This window comes from Streptomyces sp. NPDC053367, from assembly GCF_044545925.1.
In the GTDB taxonomy this organism is placed as follows: Bacteria; Actinomycetota; Actinomycetes; order Streptomycetales; family Streptomycetaceae; genus Streptomyces.
The window spans coordinates 1,072,875-1,088,492 of sequence record NZ_JBITYN010000001.1 but is presented as its reverse complement, the minus strand read 5'-3'; the positions used below and the strand labels follow the sequence as shown (position 1 = coordinate 1,088,492).

At 67.2% G+C, this 15,618-nt stretch carries 18 protein-coding genes and 1 tRNA gene; 14 read left to right on the top strand and 5 right to left on the bottom strand.

Translation table 11 applies throughout. The features are described from left to right. Positions 1-351: 351 nt before the first annotated feature. A complete protein-coding gene (locus ACIGXJ_RS04990) occupies positions 352-1,650 on the top strand; it encodes a GNAT family N-acetyltransferase (protein WP_399641678.1) in 1,299 nt (432 codons plus the stop codon). 282 nt (positions 1,651-1,932) lie between these two features. On the opposite strand, the gene ACIGXJ_RS04985 is transcribed toward ACIGXJ_RS04990, so the two are convergent. The 4 genes from ACIGXJ_RS04985 to ACIGXJ_RS04970 form a co-directional block, all read right to left on the bottom strand. Beyond that, complete coding sequence (locus tag ACIGXJ_RS04985) at positions 1,933-2,358, bottom strand: hypothetical protein (RefSeq protein ID WP_399641676.1); 426 nt, start codon at positions 2,356-2,358, stop codon at positions 1,933-1,935. A 70-nt stretch (positions 2,359-2,428) separates the two neighbouring features. Beyond that, a complete protein-coding gene (locus ACIGXJ_RS04980) occupies positions 2,429-3,055 on the bottom strand; it encodes a hypothetical protein (RefSeq protein WP_399641675.1) in 627 nt (208 codons plus the stop codon). A 372-nt stretch (positions 3,056-3,427) separates the two neighbouring features. Further along, entirely contained in the window at positions 3,428-5,152 is a 1,725-nt protein-coding gene (locus tag ACIGXJ_RS04975; RefSeq protein WP_399641673.1) for an ATP-dependent nuclease, read from the bottom strand. A gap of 456 nt (positions 5,153-5,608) precedes the next feature. After that, entirely contained in the window at positions 5,609-6,070 is a 462-nt protein-coding gene (locus ACIGXJ_RS04970) for an NUDIX hydrolase (RefSeq protein WP_399641671.1), read from the bottom strand. Between the two features lie 18 nt (positions 6,071-6,088). Between ACIGXJ_RS04970 and ACIGXJ_RS04965 the strand changes: the two genes are divergently transcribed. The 12 genes from ACIGXJ_RS04965 to ACIGXJ_RS04910 all read left to right on the top strand — a co-directional run bounded on the left by ACIGXJ_RS04965 (position 6,089) and on the right by ACIGXJ_RS04910 (position 13,416). Beyond that, a complete protein-coding gene (locus tag ACIGXJ_RS04965; RefSeq protein ID WP_399641669.1) occupies positions 6,089-6,868 on the top strand; it encodes a GntR family transcriptional regulator in 780 nt (259 codons plus the stop codon). 147 nt (positions 6,869-7,015) lie between these two features. Then, positions 7,016-7,366, top strand: coding sequence for a hypothetical protein (locus ACIGXJ_RS04960; protein ID WP_399641667.1), 351 nt, complete (start codon positions 7,016-7,018; stop codon positions 7,364-7,366). A gap of 2 nt (positions 7,367-7,368) precedes the next feature. Beyond that, entirely contained in the window at positions 7,369-8,724 is a 1,356-nt protein-coding gene (locus ACIGXJ_RS04955; RefSeq protein ID WP_399641665.1) for an FtsK/SpoIIIE domain-containing protein, read from the top strand. 84 nt (positions 8,725-8,808) lie between these two features. After that, positions 8,809-8,973, top strand: coding sequence for a hypothetical protein (locus ACIGXJ_RS04950; protein ID WP_399641663.1), 165 nt, complete (start codon positions 8,809-8,811; stop codon positions 8,971-8,973). Beyond that, on the top strand, positions 8,973-9,620 hold the full coding sequence (locus ACIGXJ_RS04945; RefSeq protein ID WP_399641661.1) for a DUF2637 domain-containing protein: 648 nt from the start codon (positions 8,973-8,975) through the stop codon (positions 9,618-9,620). The genes ACIGXJ_RS04950 and ACIGXJ_RS04945 overlap by 1 nt, the downstream gene beginning before the upstream one ends. A gap of 19 nt (positions 9,621-9,639) precedes the next feature. After that, entirely contained in the window at positions 9,640-9,831 is a 192-nt protein-coding gene (locus ACIGXJ_RS04940; RefSeq protein ID WP_399641660.1) for a mobile element transfer protein, read from the top strand. Positions 9,832-9,842: 11 nt separating this feature from the next. Further along, positions 9,843-9,998, top strand: coding sequence for a hypothetical protein (locus tag ACIGXJ_RS04935; RefSeq protein WP_261681695.1), 156 nt, complete (start codon positions 9,843-9,845; stop codon positions 9,996-9,998). Between the two features lie 19 nt (positions 9,999-10,017). After that, positions 10,018-10,335 carry a SpdD-like protein gene (locus ACIGXJ_RS04930; RefSeq protein WP_399641658.1) on the top strand — a complete coding sequence of 106 codons (318 nt, stop codon included), beginning with the start codon at positions 10,018-10,020 and terminating at the stop codon, positions 10,333-10,335. 86 nt (positions 10,336-10,421) lie between these two features. After that, positions 10,422-11,828: a replication initiator protein RepSA gene (gene repSA / locus ACIGXJ_RS04925; protein WP_399641656.1), complete on the top strand. Its 1,407-nt coding sequence runs from the start codon at positions 10,422-10,424 to the stop codon at positions 11,826-11,828. Beyond that, positions 11,825-12,022: a helix-turn-helix transcriptional regulator gene (locus ACIGXJ_RS04920; RefSeq protein WP_392274722.1), complete on the top strand. Its 198-nt coding sequence runs from the start codon at positions 11,825-11,827 to the stop codon at positions 12,020-12,022. Before repSA ends, ACIGXJ_RS04920 begins: the two co-directional genes overlap by 4 nt. Continuing rightward, positions 12,022-13,224, top strand: a complete 1,203-nt coding sequence (locus ACIGXJ_RS04915; protein ID WP_399641654.1) for a tyrosine-type recombinase/integrase — start codon at positions 12,022-12,024, stop codon at positions 13,222-13,224. Before ACIGXJ_RS04920 ends, ACIGXJ_RS04915 begins: the two co-directional genes overlap by 1 nt. Before the next feature lie 81 nt (positions 13,225-13,305). Beyond that, positions 13,306-13,416, top strand: coding sequence for an integrase (locus ACIGXJ_RS04910; RefSeq protein ID WP_399641652.1), 111 nt, complete (start codon positions 13,306-13,308; stop codon positions 13,414-13,416). Positions 13,417-13,582: 166 nt separating this feature from the next. On the opposite strand, the gene ACIGXJ_RS04905 is transcribed toward ACIGXJ_RS04910, so the two are convergent. Beyond that, a tRNA-Arg gene (locus tag ACIGXJ_RS04905) sits at positions 13,583-13,655 on the bottom strand. A gap of 320 nt (positions 13,656-13,975) precedes the next feature. Here ACIGXJ_RS04905 and ACIGXJ_RS04900 point away from each other — a divergent pair. Further along, complete coding sequence (locus tag ACIGXJ_RS04900) at positions 13,976-15,583, top strand: dynamin family protein (RefSeq protein ID WP_399641651.1); 1,608 nt, start codon at positions 13,976-13,978, stop codon at positions 15,581-15,583. Positions 15,584-15,618: the final 35 nt, after the last annotated feature.

The window sequence follows — 15,618 nt, the reverse complement described above, 5'->3', positions numbered from 1 at the left end:
CCTCTTCTGGTGGACCGCCCCCGTGGCGATCGAGCACTTGGACACTACGGGCAGAGCAGGCCCGCGACGATCAGAAGATCGAGGTTCTGAGGAGAACTTGAGGATCTAAGGCGGACCTTCGGTGTTCACGGGGACGGTCAGCGCCAAGTCCTGGCGCATGCCGTCGGCGCTCCTACGACCTCCGTCACCAGGCACACCCTGCCCATCAGCCCTGGCGCCGGCCCGGTCTGATCTATGAGGGGATCGCTCCAGCCTCTGTCTTGGCTCCCCTTGCCTCGAGCTCTTCCCGAAGCGGGCAGTGACGGGAATGATCAGTCTGAACGATCCGGCTATAGCCATGGAGCAGAGCGCATGACCGAGCGGACTATCCACCTTGTCGCAGATCCGAGCAGTCGAGACACCAGGAAGATCCGGATTCGGGCCTCACGCTGGTTCGCCACTGTCCAGCTCGACCGAGATAGTTACGTCGATGCCGATGCCGCGCGGGGCGGCGAACCAGATCTACCCGCGGACTACATAGAGGCGGTCGACAAGGCGCGCAATGCGGCAATGGACTGCATTCGGTATGACGGCTACCGGGGCGCCTTCTACTTCGGGAGAGGCCCTCGCTGGATCGATTTATTTGCTCGTTTTCGAGACGTCGAGGCTACGGTCGTAGCGTTGCGGGCAGCTGAACTCGAACACGACTACAGCGGACTGCACGCACTCGCCGATCGGCTCGCATTACCCATCGATGAGTGGCTGTCCCCCGGTGAGCGAGAGCTGATCCGCGGGGTGGACTTCGAATCACCCCCCGGGGTGTTCCTGAAGTTTCTCCGCGCCAAGGCTGCTAAGTGCGGTTTGCGCCTCAACGGCCGAGCGACGGCTGGCAGCGTGTGGATTCGCCCCACATTGCCCGCGGCTCAGAAGCAGATCCGAGAGATGTTCCCCGAACAGTATCCGGGATGGGTAGACCGCTGGACCGGTTACATCGAATCGGAGGATGCCCCCTTCCGGCCTTGGGTGGGAGACAGTGACGAGGACCTGAGCCGCGGTGCGATCCCAGTTCATTTTCAGCAGTTGGCATCAGAGAGTGGTGGCGAGTGCCCGTGCGGCATGCGTCTTCAAGACGTGGGGGACGACAGCGTCCACCGTGTACACCATGCGAGTTGGGCGCTAGGCGTTCGGGTGCCGAAAGGCCTCAGCTGGTGGGGTGATCTGGCAGTGGTCACCACGCAGTCACCCATTTCGTGGCGGAAGTTGGTCTATCAGGTGGCGCGCATGCCGCAGAAGGAGGGCAACTACGACTTCCCGTCGTGGTCCCACATGGGCGAACCCGAGGCGACTTCGGACAGCTATCGCGCGTATCTGCTGAAAGCGGACGAGCGCATCGTCGGCTACGTGGCCGCTCACGACACGAACGAGCACCGTCATTGGGATTTGGTCGACGGGTCCAAGTACGGAGTAGAGGACGCCACCCTGCGTCCTCGAATCATCCTCATTTGGGTGGCAGACGCTTACCGGCACCGCGGCATTGGCGCCACGCTCGTGAAGGCACTCGCCACCGACTTTGGATGCAAGGCTGCGGATGTGTCCTGGTCGGCTCCCGTAAGCGCTGCCGGCCGGCGCCTTGCTCGCCGCCTCTCACCCGGGGGCATCTGGGTCAGTTGAACGGTCTTGCAACGCGTGATGGCCATGCTCGGGCGTACGGTCAGGCCCGCGAACACCACCGCTTCAGGGAAGCTGGGTGATCTGGGGCCTGAGCTGCGACTTCGCTGGCCGAAAAGGCGGGCGACTACTCGACGACAGGGCAGCGGTGTTGACCTCTTCGTCCCGAAGCAACCCGCGCCGGCCGCCGACCTCGGGCCAGTGCTCATCTGACCTGCTGCGACAGTCTGTGAGTGTCCGTGCTCGTCCGCCGCTGTCTGTCCGCGTTGTCACGCAGTTAGACACTCACTGCTGCGGTTCACGTTGGGGTGTCGGATCGGCGTGCTGCAGCGCAGCTAGTTCCTTCAGATCGTTCGCGACCATGACCTGAGCGAGACGACCCGCGACCGCTACGACCGTTGGCCATGAGGATGCCCGTAGATACTCCGCGTCGGTGTCGTTGGGTGCCTCGGCCGCCGCGGCGTTGAGAGCGGTGCCCAGCTCACGCATGAGAGCGACCTCTTCCTCACTTCTCAGGCTGACTCCGAGGTATCGCTCAGGCTCGTCGGCGTCGCAGAAGTCATCGAAGAGCGTGTGGAAGACGTGGTCCAGATTCTCGAACACCGAAGGATTGAGCCAAACGGTCTGCTGCCATGGCGGATTGGCCAGAGCCAGGACAACGGGTACGACGTGGACTCGGTGGTTCGCTATGAGACGGGCGTCTTCGCTCACGAGCCCGAGCCTAGCGACGAGACCCTGAGCGTGCGCCGGCATTTCCCCCGCTGCGCCGCACCGACACCGGTCACTCAAGCGGCATGGGGGCGACTGGGAGCTGCTCCTTGTGGAGCCACGTGAAGGTGCGGTCCGGTTCGAGGTGGGCTTCTCCCCAGTGAATGACGTGGATGCCGTTCTCCGCGTCGGCGGTGAAGAACACGCAGACGAGCCTCGTGGAGGCCCCCAGCTCCTCGAACGCCTCGTGCAGTCCCAGGTACTCCTCCGTCGCCAGGCCGGCGTCGACCTCGAACAGCCCGTCCGGAGGCTGCGGCCCGTGAGCCCGGAACAGCCGCTGCCGGGTGGGCGACGCGTTGGCAGGCAACCGGGCGCGGTCAAGGGGCCTCGGCTTGTCTGCATATCTGAAGGGGAAGAGCGCGTGATCGTTGATCACCGCATACTCGTACCCGCGCACGTCTCGCACGGATTCCCCCAGCTCCCGCGCCGCGTCGGCCAGGCCCTCACGCACAGCCCCGGCAAGGGCGACTCCATAGGGGCTCCGCTTCTTCAGCCCAGCCGCTATGTGCGCCGCGTGAGCCTTAGCGTGGGCCCTGGCCAACTGCAGCGGAACCGCAGCGGCGAGCGCGCCGGCATGCCGCCCGAACCGCTCAACCGCCCAGCCCGACGGATCTACCGGATCGCGACCCGACACGGCCATGAAGCGCCCCCTCCACCCGATCACCCGCCTTTCAACTGTGTGACACGCACACGAACGGGACACAAGGGAGCGATCCGGCCATGGCCTGACCGCAGACGTTTCACTCAGTACAGCCACAACTGATCACGGGCGGCCGTGACCTGCGGCCGCCTAACCGATCAACGCCCTGGCCTGCTGCCGAGCTGTCGGCAGTTGTCGGCGTTGGTCATCGCTGAGCGCCCTTCCACGGCCCGAGGACGGCCCGGGAGGGCGTTCGTGCGCTGCCTGATCCCTGTTTTGAGAAGGTGTCGCCCAGAGCCCCGAGCCTCGATCACGTGGGGGCTTGAGGGGTGCACCTGTGGCAGGTCTGACATTACGCGGAAAGTGCCAGCCTTAATCGGCCAGGGATTCAATCTTTCGCAAGAATGTACTCATTTCGACGGGGATCTCTTCAGGCTTAGCCGCTCTTGCGACGGCCTCAAAGGAGACGGCCTTATACTTCCGCCTCTGTAGCTCCTTATTTAGGCCAGCCAGCACCTTTTTGGGAGGGCAGACAGAGTATCTAAATTCACTCCGCTTCCATCCTTCGCTTAGGTCGTTCAACCCCTCTTCGTTGATCTCGGCAACATCGCGGCCCGTACGCTTTTCCGATGCAAGCTTTTCCGCCAAAAGGCGCGACGTGACCCTATTCTGCATCTTGCCCATAACGGTCTCGATAATGTCCTCAACCTCAGCGACAGGGCACTTGGATAGTCGTGCGATTGTTTCGGGAATAATGAGGTAGCTCTCCAACTCCTTCCTCTTCCAAACGTGTGCCTGCACCATGGCGCTATCGAAGCGGTTTTCTACATCCGTAACTTGCGTTTCAGTTCGATAATCGCGGTCCAGTAGGACTAGGGCTTTGACGGACTCGCCCAAAAATTCGCGAAGGAACCATCCGAAAGCCTCCGCATGTTCCCACTTGGAGTAGCCATTCATGGGAACTACGGCAAGAGTGGTCTCCTCTGAGATCCGGCCAAGACCCAAGGTCTTCGAAACGAGCTTGAGGATCCTGACATCCTTTCCTTCTACGAAGACCACACCCTTAGCTCTCAGTGCCTTCGCCATGGCTAGGTTGAACACGCTGCCTAGCGCCGAGTGCAATCCCGTCAAGTTCTCGTCTTTCGGTGCCCGTACAGCTTGGCGCCTTGTCTTGTCTACCCAGACAATAGATTCCGGGTCTGCCTCTGTCAGCACCTCTGTCGAGTGGGTCGCGAGAACGACTTGAGAGTCCATGTATTCCAGGAGGCGTACCAACCTCCTCTGGAGGTCGGCATGCAGGAAAACCTCGGGTTCGTCTAGGACGAGCGTCGGAAGATCCTCAGCTCGGTAAAGGTGCAGAAGCAGCTGAAGCCAGATCTGTACCCCATCACCAGCCCATACTATTTCCTTCTCTGACCCACTGGCCCCCTCGGTGAAGAATACGTCGATGCTAGAGGTGTCGTACTTGGTCACAGGGCGCTTTAGGGTAATGCCTGCCAGCCAAGGGCTCGCGAAACGCATGAAGTCGTCCCACTCGCCGGAATTGTCGAGCATTCTCAGCTGGTTTCTGAAGTGGCGACTGCTGAGGCGAGTGTTGAGGTTTTTCTTGACCGTTTCCACTTCCAAAATCGGCTCTTCGTGTTCCAGGGGGGACAGTGTGGGAACCACGCCGATAGTTGAGAAGTTTGCCTTCACTGGTGCGATTGCGCGAGGGGAATTGCCCGCAGGATCGAGCAGATAGAAGAATGGAGTCGGCTCATCTTCGAATGGGAGCCGCTCCGGCCATACGGCCCTCATCCTACTTCCGTTCTTCCAGACGAGCTCCATGCTCGTTTCGTGATCTCGGAAGTTGTGGCGAATGCTCTCACTGAGTGCCGCAAAATCGCGAGTGGGCACGGGATATGACAGATAGTAGGATCCGCGATGAGGGTTGGATGTGCTTGGCCGAACCCTTTTTGCAAGCCTGAGACAAGCCTCAGCCAGTCGAAGCGCCGTCAAAATCGTACTCTTCCCAGCGCTGTTGGGCCCCACGAGCAGCGAAGAATCTCGAAAAGAAATGTAGAACGACTCAAATGCCTTGAAGTTCTTAAGTCTCATTTCCCGAATCAAAGAAGGCTCCCGAGATTCACCCTGACTTCGTCCGCTTGTCGTTTTACCACGCCTCTTGCCGGGTGTGCCACGCTTTTACGAGAATTCGAACAGTTAGTCGCTCCCGTCGCCTCTGCGGCGGAACGGGTTTGGCCGGTGGCCTGCCCGGTCTGGGGTCGAGCATGATCAGGGGGCCGTACGCTGGCTGGCAACTCGGGCAGGCTTTGGACCTGCCCGCAATGTGCACGAGTGGCCCCCTGGTCTTGCTCGACGCGGGACCCGGACCGGGGAGGTGGCTAAAGCCGTGGAGCCGACCGGCCCTAGCCATAGTGCGTTTCCCGCTCTGCACGCTGCACTAGCGCGCCGCCGGGCGCGGCCAGCCGGGGCGAAGACAGGAGGCAGGCCGCGCCGAAGAGGCGGCGCGCGCCCGCGCCGTGCGCGGGCCTTGATGAAGTAGGGAAAGTCTTATCCCGCTGGGATGAGGCGCCTGCCGTCGTGGCTTCGTACGTGGGGGCCGTTGCCGTCCAACGCGTCCAAGAGCCTGATCGCGAAGACCTCGGCCATGCGCTCGCTGACCTCGTCCGGTGTCAGCCACTCCACGGCCGTCGACTCGCTCGACGTGCGCTCGATGCCTCCGGAGGGCTTGCAGCGGAAGACCAGGGCCACGATGCCGCGGGTCGTGTTCTTGTAGACGCCGGTGAGTTGGTCCACCTCGACGTGGATGCCCGTCTCCTCCAGGACCTCGCGGGCTACGCCGGCCTCGGGGGTTTCGGTGAGTTCGAGTACGCCGCCGGGGAGCTCCCAGGTGCCGTTGTCGGCTCGGCGGATTGCCAGGAGGCGGCCGTCCTCGCGCACTACGACCCCGGCGACGGAGACGGAGTGGAGTGGCGGCAAAGTTGCTTCCTGGGTACTCATATACAGGAGCATAGGAGGCGGGGAAGGACTATGGGAACAGAGGCAGGCGGGGGCAGGTCCGGGCCACGGTACGTCCAGATCGCCGACGAGATCGTGCAGCAGATCCGGGCTGGTGTCCTCAAGCCTGGGGACATGGTGCCGAGTGAATCCGAGCTGGTCGACCGGTACGGGGTGTCCGGGGGCACGATCCGTAAGGCCATGGTCGAGGTGCGGGCGAGTGGGCTCGTCGAGACCCGGCACGGTAAGGGCTCGATCGTGAAGGACCGGCCGCCGGTGCGGCACCGTTCCTCCGACCGTTTCCGTCGCTCGCTCCGGCGTGGCGGCAAGGCTGCCTACCTCGCCGAGTCGGCGCAGTCCGGCGCTACCGCCAAGGTCAGCGTCCTGTACATCGGGCCGATGGAGGCCCCTGAGGATGCCGCCCGGCGGCTGGGCGTTGATGCTGGCGCCCAGGTTCTCGCTCGGCGCCGCCTCTACTTCCGCAACGGCACTCCGGTCGAGACCGCCACCTCCTACCTCCCGTGGGACGTGGTGAAGGAGATCCCCGAGCTGTTCGCCGAGAACCCTGGTGGCGGTGGCATCTACGCCCGACTTGAGGACCACGGGCACGAGTTCGCCGAGTTCGTCGAGACGTTGCAGGCACGGCCGGCCTCCAAGGCGGAGGCGTCGGAGCTCGCGCTCAGCCCTGGTTCGCCGGTGGTTCATCTGATCCGTGAGGCTCGTACGACCGAGGGGCGTGTGGTCGAGGTCTGCGACACGCTCATGGCCGCTGACCAGTTCGTTTTCGAGTACCGCATCCCCGCCGAGGACTGACGTTCCCTCAACTCCCCGCAGCCCGTCGTGACTTCGTATTCGCGACGGGTTGACTCATGTATAGGAGTCATGCACTCTTCTTCATGTTACTCATGTACATAAGTGACGGAGTGACGGAGTCCAACCCCTGTAGAGGAGTGCTTTGCCATGCGTCAGATCCCCGTCGACACCGCCGCCGCCACCGTGATGGTCGCCAAGACCCCGCAGCCGAAGGTCCGCGACCGTCGCACCGGTGAGATCGCCACGGACGCCGACACCGGCGCCAAGCTCATGACGGTCGACGTCATGTTCGCGGCGAACGATGAGGTCGAGATCCTTTCCATCACCGTCCCGGAGACCGGCATCTCCGGTGAGCTGGGCATGGGCACCCCCGTGGCCCTCACCGGCCTCATCGCCCGGCCCTGGGAGAACGAGTTCAACGGCCAGAAGCGGCACGGCATCGCCTTCCGCGCGGTCGCCGTGACCTCGCTCGTCGACACCGCCGCGAAGGCGGCTTGATCATGACCGCCTTCACGGTCGCGCTTGTGCTGGTCGTCGCCACTGCGGGACTCCTGCGGTGGCGGCGCCCCACCTGGTACTGGCTGACCTTCGGGGTCATCCTGGCTGCGCTGCGCGTCCTCATCCGGTACACCTCGGTCATGGACGCCTGCGGGCTGACCGTCCCGCCCTCGCGCTGGCGCCTCGCTTTCGCCCGGATGGCTAACCGGCCGGTGCCCGAGGCGCGACCTCCGCGCATCCTGCGGTTACGGCCCACCCGCACAGGGCTGGTCCTACGGCTCAAACTCCGGCCCGGACAGGACGCGTTCGACTTCGCCGCTGCCTCCGACCGGCTCCGCCACTCCTTCTCGATGTACGGCGTCACATCCCGTGAGCTGCGCTCGGGTGTGGTCGAGCTGAGGATGACCGGTTACGACGTGCTCAAGCGGGTGCAGATGCCCTCCAGGACCGACACCCGGCCGATGCGGGTCCCGGTCGCTCTGCGCGAAGACGGCTCGGTCCACTACCGCGACTACCGGGCGATACCCCACGCGCTCACCCTCGGGGCCACCGAGTCCGGCAAGTCCGTCTACCAGCGCAACCTCGTTGCCGGGCTCGCCCCGATGGACGTCGCCCTTGTCGGCATCGACTGCAAGGAGGGTGTGGAGCTGTTTCCGCTGGCCCGCCGGTTCTCCGCCCTCGCCGACGACCCCGACACGGTCGCCGAACTCCTCGACGCGCTCGTGAACCGCATGAAGAGCGTCTATCAACTCATCCGCGCCGAGCAGCGCATCACCGCCGACGTCCCGGACGCCGAGATCGCCGCCGATATCTGGGACCTGCCCGACCACGTCCGCCCGACCCCCATCGTCGTCCTGGTCGACGAGGTCGCCGAACTCGCCCTCTTCGCCGACAAGGAAGAAGAGAAGCGGCGCGACCGCATCATCACCGCCTTGGCCCGGCTCGCCCAGCTCGGCCGCGCGGCCGGCATCTACCTCGAAATCTGCGGACAGCGCTTCGGCTCCGAGCTCGGCAAGGGCATCACCATGCTCCGCGCCCAGCTCACCGGCCGCACCGCCCACCGCGTCAACGACGAGACCTCGGCGAACATGGCCTTCGGGGATATCTCCCCGGATGCCGTCCTGGCTGCCATTCAGATTCCCGCCGAGCTGCGCGGCGTCGCCGTCGCCGGTGACTCGACCGGTGGCTGGCACCGCATCCGCGCCCCGCACACCACGCTCCGCCAGGCCGTCAACATCTGCAACCGGCACGCCGACCGCACCCCGGAACTGCCCGAACTGGCACCCTTCCGCCCCGCGCTGACCGGCACTGCCTCAGCCCCCGTGCCGCTGTCCAAGACAGCCGCCGTCACGGCCTGACCTTCCGCACCTCCCCGGTCGGCGTGACCACCTTCGCGCCAAGTCCGTACCCCTGCGATGCCTGATGAAGGGAGAACGGCCGCCATGTGCCCCGACTGCGAGGACTTCGCTCGCACCGTACTCCTCCTCGGTCAACTCGCTCTGTATGCCGACATGAACGGCGCGGACCTCGAATTCGTCGAAGCTGTCAGCCCCTCGCTGGCCGCCTCGCTGCCCGAGCCGCCTAACACCGCCACCGAGGGCTCCTGATGGCTACCCGCGCCGGTCTGCGCGTCGACGCCGTCCTGGTCCAGGCCGTCATCGCCGGAGCCCTGTCCTTCGCCCACCTTCACGACCTTGCCGCCGCTGCCGGACAGGACGGCTGGAAGGCCTGGGCCTACCCGGTCAGTGTCGACCTGCTGCTGGTCGCCGCCTGGCGACGGCTCCGCAGTGAGGGACCCTCCCGGCTCGCCTGGTCCTGGTTCCTCATCGCCCTGTTCGCCTCACTCGGCGCCAACGTCGCCACCGCCGGGTTCCTCGACCTGGCCGACCCGCCCGCTCTGCTCCGCTTGGGCATCGCCGGATGGCCCGCGCTCGCCTTCCTCGGCGGCACGCTCCTCGCCCACTCCGCCAAGCATCAGGCGCAGCTGGAACCGCTGGCGCCCGAGCCCGAGTCCGCATCCGAGCGCGACCCGGCTCCGCAGCCCGAACCGGAGCCGCCTGTCCCCGCGGCCGACGAGGCACCGGCCCTTCCGGCCCCGGCCCCCGCGGTTCCTCCCGTCCTCGTCGACCACGCCCGCAAGGTCGCCGACGAATACCGCATCCGCACCGGCTCACCGATCGACACCGACACCCTCCGGGCCCGCCTCGGCGTCCCGCCCCACCTGGCCGACGCCATCGCCGCCCAGCTCACCTGACCAGGAAGGAGAACCGGCCATGCCCGCCCGCGACCACTTCCACTCCGTGATGCGCATCGGCCCGGTGCAGATCGGCACTCACCGCGACCGCCGGGGCCAGACCAGGCACGCCGCCGTGTGCATCTCGGACGGCTGCGGCTGGTCAGCCGACTACACCAGCCAGTCCGCCGCCCAGCTCGCCGCCCGTACGCACCGCTGCCGCGTCCGCTAGGAGGCACCGCCATGCAGGTACCGCTCTGGCTCGCGCTGCTCGTCGTCGGCTACCTGGGCGTCAAGCTCATCCGCCCGCCCGCCTGGCTCATCGCCGTACTGCTCCTCGGCGGCTTCCTCCTCGCCGACAGCGTCCTGGCTCCCGCGATCGACACCGTCGTCAAGTAGCCCGAGATAGGAGACTCCGATGTTCCGTCCGAAGATCCCCACAATGCCGACACCGACGGGCCTCACCACTCCGCCTGCCGTCGTCGAGCCGACCACCATCACGCCGAACGCCGCGCCCCCGCCGGCCACTGCGACGCCTGAAGCGCCGTCCCGGCCCACGGTCCAGCTCACCCCCGGCACCGCCCTCGCCCTCGTCGGCGGCGGCACCGCCGTCGTCCTGGTCCTCGGCGCCGTCCTCGTCTCGATGCTGCTGGCCGTCGCCGTCAGCGGCGTCTCGGTCGCCATCTGCGCCCTGGTGATCCGCTCGCTCGTCAACGCGGACGCCAAGCGACGCTGACCGGCCCGGGCGGCCTCGATACCGCCAAGCATCCGCCGCCCGGGCGCCGTCCCCGTCCGATCTCGCAACCGGAAGGAACCCCCAGCATGGCCTACCGCGCCTCATCCGCGACACCGAGTGCGCCCACGCCAGACACCTTGCTCGACCCGATCACCCTCGGCGACGTGCTCCGAGTCGCCTCGGCCTCCGACTACGCCCGATGGGAGGACCAGATCCGCCGCACCGGTGGCTGCTCCGACCCGATCCACCTCACGGGCTGGGTCCTCCACAAGGACAAGACCAGCGGCGAGACCCTGCACCACTACTCCACCGCGCACGAGCCCGGCGGACGCCTCCGCCTCGCCTGCGGCAACCGGCGGGCCTCTCGCTGCCCGGCCCGCGCCTGGACCTACGCGGGCGACACGTACCACCTCATCCGCGCCGGTCTGGCCGGGGACGACCGCCGCGACGTCCCCGCCACCGTCCGCGATCACCCGCGCGTCTTCGCCACGCTCACGGCTCCGTCGTTCGGCCCGGTCCACAACCGACCCGATCGCGGCACCTGCCGCTGCGGCACTCAGCATGCGCCCGACGCCCCCGAACTGGGCACCGCCCTCGACCCGGACACCTACGACTACGCGGGCGTCGTGCTGTTCAACAACCACGCCGGGCAGCTCTGGCAGCGCTTCACCACCCGGCTCCGCCGCGAACTCGCCGCCCGCGCCGGCCTGACCCGCCGGGAACTCGCCGAGCACCTTCGCGTCTCGTACGGCAAGGTCGCCGAGTTCCAGAAGCGCGGGGCCCTGCACTTCCATGCCGTCGTACGCCTGGACGGCCCGGAGGGGCCCGGGACGCCACCGCCTGCCTGGGCCACCCTCGACCTCCTCACGGATGCCTTACGCGCCGCAGCAGCGCACTCGTACACGTCCGTCTCGGTCCCGGCTGCCGGTGACCAACCCGCCCGCACCTTCCGCTGGGGCCGTCAACTCGACATCCGCCCAGTCAGAGCCTTCGGTGACGGCTCCGACATCACGGAACAGGCCGTCGCCTCGTACGTGGCCAAGTACGCCACCAAGGCCGCCGAGAACACCGGGACCCTGGACCGCCGCATCGGCGAACTCGCCGAACTCGACCGCCACCAGGTCCCCGACCACACCCGCCGGCTCATCACGGCCTGCCGCGACCTGGACAGCCTCTACCCGGACCGGCGCCTCTGGGCCTGGGCGCACATGCTCGGCTTCCGCGGGCACTTCTCGTCGAAGTCGCGTACGTACTCCACCACCCTCGGCGCCCTCCGCCAGGAGCGTGCCGACTACCGGGCCGCCCAGGAGCGCGAAGCCCTCGGGCTGGTCGACAGCGAGCCGGACACCGTCCTCGTCCTGACGGACTGGCAGTACGCCGGACACGGCCACACACCGGGTGAGGCCGCTCTCGCCGCGACCATCGCCCGCGGCGTCCAGACCAACCGTGAGACCGCCCGCGAAGCCCTCCTGAGCGAAGGGAGCACCGAATGACCACGGCAGTCCGGCCACGCAGCATGCTCACCCTCGCGGAGGTCTGCGAGGAACTGGCCATCTCCCGCTCGACCTTCTACGACTGGCGGGCCAAGCGCCGTGCGCCGCGTTGCATCAAGCTCCCGAACGGTGACCTCCGGGTCCGGCGGAGCGACCTCGAACACTGGCTCGACGACCGTGAGGACGCCGCCTGATGGAGACGACGTATGACGTCAAGGTCTACAAGATCCTCACCTATAAGGGTGCGCGGAAGACCACGTACACCGTGCGGTCGGTCGTCGCGGGGAAGCGCTGGCGTGAGCCCTTCGACACGGTCGCGCTCGCCGAAGGCTTCCGCTCCGAACTCATCCGGGCGACGGGCAAGGGCGAGGCGTTCGTCGTCGCCACGGGGCTTCCGGTGTCCCACCGCTCCAAGGCGGCGGCCATGAGCTGGTACAAGTTCGCGGTCGAGTACGTGGACGCCCGCTGGGCCCAGCTCGGTGGCAACAGCCGTAAGAACATGGCCAAGACCCTGACCGCGACCACTATCGCCCTGTTGAAGGCCAAGCCGACCCAGTTCGAACCGGCGGCCATGCGCACCGCTCTGCGGGAGTGGGCCTTCAATACCAATCGCCGCCAGGACGCGCCGCGGGACGTGGTGGCCATCCTCCGGTGGGTCGAGCGGAACTCCCTGCCCGTCTCGGTCTGGGAGGACCCCGAGAAGGTCGACGACGTTCTGCGCGCCATCGACACCCGGCTGGACGGCAAGCAGGCGGCGGCCTGGTCGCGGAAGCGCAATCGCCGGATTCTCAACGTCGCCATGAAGTACGCCGTCCGGCGGCGCATCCTGCGGGCCAACCCCCTACCCAAGGGGAAGGAGTCGACGGCTGCAGTGAAGACCTCGAACGCCGTCGACAAGCGATCGTTGCTGAACCCCGAGCAGGCGGCCGCGATGCTCGGCTGGATACGGAGCCGGCCGCGTGGCGGTAAGCGACTTCACGCCTTCTTCGCCACCCTGTACTACTGCGGTCCCCGGCCCGAGGAAGCCGTGGCCATGCGGGTGGAGGACGTGACCCTGCCCGCGCCCGACGCCAACGACCAGTGGTGCGAGCTGCTGATCCACACGGCGACCCCGGAGGTCGGGAAGCAGTGGACCGACACGGGGGAGATCCACGAGCGACGCGACCTGAAGGGGCGTGCGGAGGGCGAGACCCGGACTGTCCCGGGGCATCCGGCCCTCACGCGCATCCTGCGGCAGCACATCCAGGACGAACAGCTCCAGCCGGGTGACCTGCTCTTCCAGGGGGAGGGTGGCGGCATCTTCACCGGTTCCGTCATCCGTCGGGCGTGGCGCAGTGCCCGTAAGGCCGTGCTGCCCCCGCACGTCGTCGAGTCGCCTACCGGCCGGCGCGTCTAGGACAACCGGAACACGCGCCTGACGAAGTGGCTCAACGACGGGATTCCGCCCGCCCAGGTGGCGGAGTGGGCCGGGAACAGCGTGGCCGTCCTTCTGGCCACGTACGCCCGATGCATCGACGGGCAGCTGCCGGATCTCAAGCGGCGCCTGGAAGCCGCGGGCGACCTGCCGGAGGCACCTGGCCTCGGCTGAGAACTTCGACACGTATTCGACACGGCCACCCGCGAAAACCCGGTGACAGCCGGACAGCCCCTGAGTCTGCCCTTGATCATCGAGGGGGCCTCCGGGGCTCGCGTGTGTCGAGCTTCACCCTGTCTGACCAGCAAAAATGCCCTCCCAAAGGGAGGGCGGAAGCTTGCGCCCCCGGCAGGACTCGAACCTGCGGCCAAGCGCTTAGAAGGCGCCTGCTCTATCCACTGAGCTACGGGGGCCGGTGTGGTGGCCTGGTGTCGGGGGGCCCGGGTGTGAGCTTTCCCCGATGTCGCCGGGGACAAGGATAGGGCTCCGCGATCCATGTCCCTGTCGCCTCGCCTCCGTGGCTCGATGTGGAGGTTCGGTGAAGCGGTCCTGATAATCGCAGGCAGTTACGAATCGTGCAGCGGTTTTTGCAGCTTGAACCACGGGTGTTGTGCACTCGTTATGCCTGACCTGGCCCGCTGTCCTGGTCGTCCCGTCTGCCCCTTCTGTCCTGTCGGCGCGCAGAGATGCCTATATGCTTCAGAATTCCCCTAAAATTGGGCATTCTTCGCATGTGGTGACCTTGGACGTACGGCCTCAACTGCTCGACGCACTCTCCGCCCTGCGCGACCGTGTCGCTGCCGCACGCTTTCCGCTGCCCCTGGCGGGGGCGCCACGCGCGCGTGCCAACCGCGACGAACTGCTCGCCCAGCTCGACGACTACCTGGTGCCCAGGCTCAGAGACCCCGAGGCGCCGCTGCTGGCCGTCGTGGGCGGGTCGACCGGCGCCGGCAAGTCGACCCTCGTCAACTCCCTCGTGGGGCGGCGCGTCAGTGAGGCCGGCGTGCTCCGGCCGACGACCCGTACGCCCGTGCTGGTGTGCCATCCGGAGGACCATCACTGGTTCAGCGGCATGCGTGTCCTGCCCGACCTCACACGCGTGTGGGTGCCCCACCAGGAGCCGGGCGACGACCTGCTGCTGCCCGGTGAGCACCCCACGCGCGTGCTGCGCATCGAGACCGCCGACACCCTGCCGCCCGGCCTCGCCCTGCTGGACGCCCCCGACATCGACTCCCTCGTCGCCGACAACCGGGTCCTCGCCGCCGAACTGATCTGCGCGGCCGACATCTGGATCATGGTCACCACGGCCGCCCGCTACGCCGACGCCGTGCCTTGGCACATGCTGCGCACCGCCAAGGAGTACAAGGCCACCCTTGTGACCGTCCTCGACCGGGTGCCCCACCAGGTCGTCTCCGAGGTCTCCCGGCAGTACGGCGCCCTGCTCACCAAGGCCGGCCTCGGTGACGTTCCCCGCTTCACCGTGCCCGAGCTGCCCGAGTCGGCCTGGGGCGGCGGCCTGCTGCCCGCCACCGCTGTGGCCCAGCTGCGCGCCTGGCTCGTCCACCAGGTCCAGGACCCCGCCGCACGGCAGCACACCATGGCCCGTACCGCGTACGGCGTCCTTGACTCCCTCAAGGCCCGGATGCCCGAGCTGGCCGGTGCCGCCGCCGCGCAGTACGCGGCCGCGCTGCGGCTGACCGCAGCCGTCGACGCCGCCTACGACAGCGAGCACACGCGTGTGCGTGGCCGGCTCCAGTCCGGCGCCGTCCTCGCCGGGGGCGCGCTCAAGCGGTGGCGGGCCTTCCCCCTCGACTGCACCGCAGCGGAGCTCCTCGACGCACTCGTGGACAGCCTCAGCGCCCTGCTGCTGTGCGCCGTCACCGCCGCCGACGAACGCATCGACGACGCCTGGCGCCGTGAACCCGCCTCCGCCGCGCCGGAGCTCCAGTCCCGCGGTCCCGAGCTGGAGAGCGCCGAACACCGTATCGGCCTGGCCGTACGGCGCTGGAGGCGCGAGCTGGAGGAGTACGCCGAGGAAGAGATCCGCGACCTCGACCGCGGCCAGGCCCCCGATCCCGAGGTGATCGCCGCGCTGGTCGCCACCGCGCTGCTCGGCGGGCGTCGGGCCCGGGCCGCGGGCGAGGGGCTCGCGGAGCGGCTCGGGGCGCACGGGGCGCTACGGCTGCGTGACCGCGGTGGGCGGCTGCTCGCCGAGCACGTCGACCGCGTGCTGCACACCGAACGCGAGCGGCGCCTCGCCCCCCTCGACGCGCTCGACGTCCACCCCGAGCCGCAGGCCGAACTCATCGCCGCGCTGTCCGTACTGCAGAAGGAGAGGTGAGCGGTGACCGCCGTCGCCGATCAGGACCACACGGA